The sequence below is a fragment of the Streptomyces sp. HSW2009 genome (genome assembly GCF_040240285.1).
Taxonomy (GTDB): domain Bacteria; phylum Actinomycetota; class Actinomycetes; order Streptomycetales; family Streptomycetaceae; genus Streptomyces.
The window spans coordinates 1-5,538 of record NZ_JBEHZD010000516.1 but is presented as its reverse complement, the minus strand read 5'-3'; the positions used below and the strand labels follow the sequence as shown (position 1 = coordinate 5,538).

3 protein-coding genes are annotated in these 5,538 nt (G+C 69.8%); 2 read left to right on the top strand and 1 reads right to left on the bottom strand.

Annotated features, from left to right (window positions below; genetic code table 11):
• Window positions 1–135: 135 nt before the first annotated feature.
• Window positions 136–1,599, bottom strand: coding sequence for a M28 family peptidase (locus AAHZ94_RS27650; RefSeq protein ID WP_349996199.1), 1,464 nt, complete (start codon window positions 1,597–1,599; stop codon window positions 136–138).
• 699 nt (window positions 1,600–2,298) lie between these two features.
• On the opposite strand from AAHZ94_RS27650, the gene AAHZ94_RS27645 reads away from it, so the two are divergent.
• Both AAHZ94_RS27645 and AAHZ94_RS27640 read left to right on the top strand, forming a co-directional pair.
• Window positions 2,299–2,967: a DUF1579 family protein gene (locus AAHZ94_RS27645; protein ID WP_349996195.1), complete on the top strand. Its 669-nt coding sequence runs from the start codon at window positions 2,299–2,301 to the stop codon at window positions 2,965–2,967.
• Window positions 2,968–3,331: 364 nt separating this feature from the next.
• Window positions 3,332–5,538: type I polyketide synthase (locus AAHZ94_RS27640; protein ID WP_349996193.1), on the top strand; the 2,207-nt coding region annotated here is incomplete at its 3' end.

Genomic DNA, 5,538 nt, shown 5'->3' with positions numbered 1-5,538 from the left:
CACCCCCCCACAGGCCCACCCCCCTCGGCGCCCGTCTCGTGGGCGCGGAGATGTTAATACGACCTCGGTGTGTGGCCCACAGCGGTGCGGCGCTGTGGGCTTCCCGTGCGGGCGCAGCCGCGTACGGAGGCGGGGTCAGTCCTCCGGCGGCGTGTAGCCCTCACTGGCGCTGCCCGGCGGCTGCGTGTTCTCCAGCGGGACCCGCAGGGTGTCCGGGTCGCAGCCGACGGTCCCGGCGACGATGCGGGCCGCGGCCTTGGAGATCGGCACCAGGCTCGGCTCGTCGACCTTGTCGGGCGTGTCGCGCGGGTCGAAGATGTAGATCGGGGTGCAGATGTACTGCACGAGCGGGACGCCCGTGTAGTAGAAGTACGCACCGTCGGTGGCCGGGTTGGGTGCCAGCGCGTTGGGTGCCAGCAGCCAGGACCGCTTGATGTCCTCCGCGGCGAGCGAGTCGAGCACCAGGCTCTCCAGGGCGGGCGCCTGGGTGGCGAACCACCAGCGCACCTCGGGGTCGTCGGTGGGCACGACCTCGCCGTCGATCACGTCGGCGCGGCGGGCCACGTGTTCCAGGTGCATCTCCAGGACCACCTTCGGGAACAGGTCCTGGTGGTCGGCGATGAACGCCTGGGTTCCGGCGGCGCCCGCCATGTGGCCGGAGGTCAGCAGGAACAGCAGATTGTGCGGTCGCAGTTCCTGCGGCACCGATGCCCAGAACTTGGCCTGCGCGAGGACCAGCGAGACGCCGGAGGCGTCTTCGACGGCGGAGGCCCACGGGCCGTCGTGGTGCGAGCCGATGATCACCCAGTGGTCGGACGCACCGGGCAGCGTGCCGACCACGTTGTGCGTGGTCTCGCGGGTGCGGGTGGCGTCGGAGACGATCCGACCCTCGCATTCCCCGGAGGCCATCAGTTCGCGCACCACGCGCCCGTCGTTGCCGCTGAGCCAGATGCCGGGGATGGGGCGCTGTTCGGCGTCGTAGGGCCAGTAGAAGTCGCTGGTCTCCCACGGCACACCGGTCAGCAGACCGACGTACGCGGTGGCGCCGTTCTTGGCGGCGACGTCGAAGTCGAGCACGTGCGCGAGGTCGAACGGCACGGCCTGCACCAGGTCGGGGAGGACGCCTTCGGGGTCGTACAGGTCGGTGGCGCGCGCGGCCATCTGCGACTGCGGTACGTGCGAGAAGGTGATCTCCTGGACCGCGATGCCGCCCTTCACCTCGCCGTCTTCCATGCGCGCGAGCCGGCCCTCGGTGCCGTCGGTCGGCGTCGAGTACGGCAGGCCGAAGCCGGAGAATCGGGTGACCTGTTCCGGCTTTCCGATCGGCCAGATCTCGAAGTGTGCGGACTTCGGGCGCCACACGGGCGTTTCCAGCGGTTCGAGCCGTACGTCCTCAAGGCCGGTCTCACGGAACTGGTCGACCGCCCACTCCTCGATCCAACTATCGGCCGGATACCCTGCGCGGCGAATTCCCTGCTGGTAGATGTTCTCGATCCAGCCCATCATCTCCTGCGATGTGGGGGCCTGCTCGAAATACTTTTCCACGGCCGGCCAGTTGCTCGTGAGAGGGGATTCTCCAACGTCGCCAGTCTCGCTCATCGCCATCTCCTTATCACGAACACGTACCGAGAACACCCGGCCGCGGACACCGGCTCCGCGCCGGGTTCAGCGTGAACGGCGTGGCTAAAGTTGACCTAAGGCGCAGCCGATGTCCGAAAAGGCGCTGGCCGTGGCCGTGAGGGGTGCTACGTTCGCTTCTGATCTTGCAGAAATGCATCAGAACCGCTCACCTCCGCTTCCCTGCGATCCCTCCCTTTCCTTCCGCTGCTCGCCTCCTATGGCACCGATCTCCACGGCGCTCCCCCGCCACGCTTCCCTCCCGTGTCCTGTGGTCATGACGCCCCGGAGCGTCGTACGGGCAGTGCCGTCCAGGTGGGTCGGCCGGGCCCCGCAGGGCAGCTCCCGCGGGAAGGCGCAGACCCGTTGCGTACGGGCGGGAGCCGGTGCGTATGGCGGGCTCGATCAGGCCTGCCGGCCGATGCCAGCACGGGCGCATCGCGGGGCGTCGGCCGCCCCGTACGGCCACCGGGCAGTTCCAGCCACGCCTTAGAACACCTTTAGCGACGGGCCGAACCATGAGCCCCACATGCCCGCCCGCAGCAGCGATGTGACCGGCCGTCCGGGCCACTTCGGCCCCATCGCGGGCCGGTGCCCGGCAGACCGCCCGCGCTGCCGGCCGGTGGGTCACCCGCGGCCCGCAAGCCGCAGGTCAACGCACGAGCATCGCTGGAGTTGAGTGTGAGTACCGAGAAACCTCAGGGGCGGGAGCAGCGTCGGCTGGCCCCGGCCCTGCGCAGGCGGCGCGTCCCCATCGGCATCGCGGGCGCCGCGGCGGTGGGCCTGGCCCTCGTCGCCGTCGGCCCGGTGGGCGCGGAGCCCGCCGACAACGACGGGGCCAGCGCCCCGTCGCAGCATGTGCGGCCCGTCAAGCCGGGCCCGTTGGCCGCGCCTCCGCAGGTCAAGGGCCTCGACTTCCTGCTCGGCACGTTCGCGTGCAGCTACGCGCCGCCGCCGGGGTCCAAGCCGGCGACGATGACGATGACCACGAAGCGCGCCATGGGCGGGCACTACTACTACACCGACGCGACGATGCAGCCCGGTGACGTGGTCGGCCGCGCCACCTTCGGCTGGGACCCGGTGGCGAAGAAATTCATTAACCAGTACCACGACAACTGGGGCAGCCACGGGAACTACGCGGCCGAGCCCTGGAAGGACGGCCACCTGGTCTTCAACGGGGCTCTCAGCCAGGTCGTGAAGCCGAGCCCGACCGGGGAGACCACGGGCGTCCCGATCGACCTTCGGGACGATTACCAGGTGGTGAACAGGAATCACTTCACCAACCATCAGACGATGACGTTCTCCGACGGCACCGTGTTGCGCGGGAGCTACGACTGTCGTCGTAAGTAACTCACTCGAAACGAGCACCACCCACCGGCCCGGCCAGCGTTATCGGTCGGGCCGGTACTGGGCGTTCCGCTGCCTCGTCCCGATACCGAACCCGATCCCCGAAGCACCCCTCCGGATTGCTTCGGCGGCGATTGTCGGCCCCTTTTTCCTGTGCGAAATAGCGTCCACTGACTCGGATTAGGTCGACTTTAGTGTGGTCCACGACGCTGACAGGCAGGCGGGCCTGCGAACGACGCACTGCACCATCCCTGGAATGAGCGAAGCCGCCCTTCGCCGCACCACGAGCCGTTCGCGCCTGACGCCCGCCCCGTTCAGCAAAGGCACGGGCCGCCGGTGATCGCCGAGGGAAGTGGGTACGCCGCCAATGGCGAACAATGAAGAGAAACTTCTCGACTACCTCAAGCGCGTGACGGCGGACCTGCGTCAGACCCAACGCCGTCTCAAGGACGTCGAGTCGGCCGGCCACGAGCCGGTGGCGATCGTCGGCATGGCATGCCACTTCCCCGGGGGCGTACGGTCCCCCGAGGAACTGTGGGAGTTGGTGGCCGAGGGCCGGGACGCCGTCTCGGAGGTGCCGACCGACCGCAACTGGGACCTGGACAACTTCTACGACCCCGACCCCGAGCACCCGGGTACGAGCTACGCCCGCGAGGGCGGCTTCCTGGACGACGCCGCCGGGTTCGACGCCGGGTTCTTCGGGATCAGCCCGCGCGAGGCGCTGGCCATGGCGCCGCAGCAGCGGTTGGCTCTGGAAGCCTCGTGGGAGGCCATCGAGCACGCCGGGATCGACCCTGAGTCGCTGCGCGGCAGCCAGACCGGCACCTTCATCGGCTGTGACCACCTGGACTACGTCTCGGACGAGTCGCAGGTCCCGGAGGGTTCGGCCGGCTACTTCACGATCGGCAACTCCGCGAGCGTCGTCTCGGGCCGGGTCGCGTACACCCTCGGCCTCGAAGGCGCGGCCGTCACCGTGGACACCGCCTGCTCGTCGTCGCTGGTGGCGATGCACCTAGCCTGTCAGGCGATTCGCCAGGGTGAGTGCGACATGGCGCTGGCCGGCGGCGCCGCCGTGATGTCTTCCAAGGCACCGTTCGTCGGTTTCAGCGATCTGCGCGGGTTGGCTCCGGACGGCAGGTCCAAGCCGTTCGCACAGGCCGCCGACGGCATCTCGATGTCCGAGGGCGTCGGCGTACTGCTGTTGGAGCGGCTGTCGGACGCCCGTAGGAACGGGCACCGGGTGCTCGCCGTGATCCGGGGCACGGCCGTCAACCAGGACGGTGCCAGCAACGGTCTGACCGCCCCCAACGGGCCGGCCCAGCAGCGGGTGATCCAGCAGGCGCTGGCGGCTGCCCGGCTGGTCGCGTCCGACGTGGACGCCGTTGAGGCGCACGGCACCGGCACCGCGCTGGGTGACCCGATCGAGGCGCAGGCCCTGCTCGCCACCTACGGCCAGGACCGGCCCGCCGACCGCCCGCTGTGGCTGGGTTCCATCAAGTCCAACATCGGCCACTCGCAGATGGCTGCGGGCGCCGCCGGCGTGATCAAGATGGTGCTGGCGATGCAGCACGAGCTGCTGCCCGCCTCGCTGCACATCGACGAGCCGACGCAGCACGTGGACTGGTCGTCGGGCGCCATTCACCTGTTGACCGAGGCGGTCGAGTGGCCGCAGGGTGACCATCCGCGCCGGGCGGGTGTGTCGTCCTTCGGTATCAGCGGCACCAATGCGCACGTGGTCCTGGAGCAGGCGCCCGCGGGCGACGCATCGCAGGAGAGCGACGCGGCCGACGCGCCGGACGAGCAGGTGGCGGGCGAGCAGGCAACCGACGAGACCGCGGCGGAGGAGGCCGCGTCCGATGCTGGCCCGTCGACAGGGTTGGCGGACGGTACGGTGCCGTGGCTGGTCTCGGCCCGCTCCCTGGAGGCGCTGCGCGGCCAGGCCCGGGCGTTGGCCGAGCGGCTGGCGGGTGACCCTGAGGTGTCGCCGCTCGACGTCGGTTGGTCGCTGGTGTCGACCCGTACCCAGTTCGAGCAGCGGGCCGCGGTGGTGGGCAACGACCGCGAAGAACTGATCGCCGGCCTCACCGCCCTCGCGACCAGCGAAAGCCACCCCGCCATCGTGACCGCCGGACCGTCGTCCGAGTCGGCGCCCACCGGTGGCGACACGGTCTTCCTCTTCAGCGGCCAAGGCAGCCAACGCGCCGGCATGGGACAGGAGTTGTACGAGCGCTTCCCCGTCTACGCGGAAGCCTTCGACCAAGTCTGCAACCTCCTCGACCCCCACCTCGACCACCCCCTACGCGAGGTCGTCTTCACAGGTGGGCCGGATGGGCTTCTGGACCACACCACATACGCGCAAGCCGGTCTGTTCGCCTTGCAGGTCGCGATGGCGCGGCTGCTCGACTCCCTGGGCGTACGACCCGATGCGGTGATCGGGCATTCCATCGGCGAGATCGCCGCCGCACACATCGCCGGCGTCTTCTCCCTCCCCGACGCATGCCACCTCGTCGCCCACCGCGCCACCCTGATGGGCAACCTCCCCACCGGCGGCGCCATGGCAACACTCGCCGCCAC

Excerpts from the sequence above, each read along its gene's own strand:
- AAHZ94_RS27650 (WP_349996199.1), bottom strand. The coding sequence starts at position 1,599 with ATGAGCGAGACTGGCGACGTTGGAGAATCCCCTCTCACGAGCAACTGG.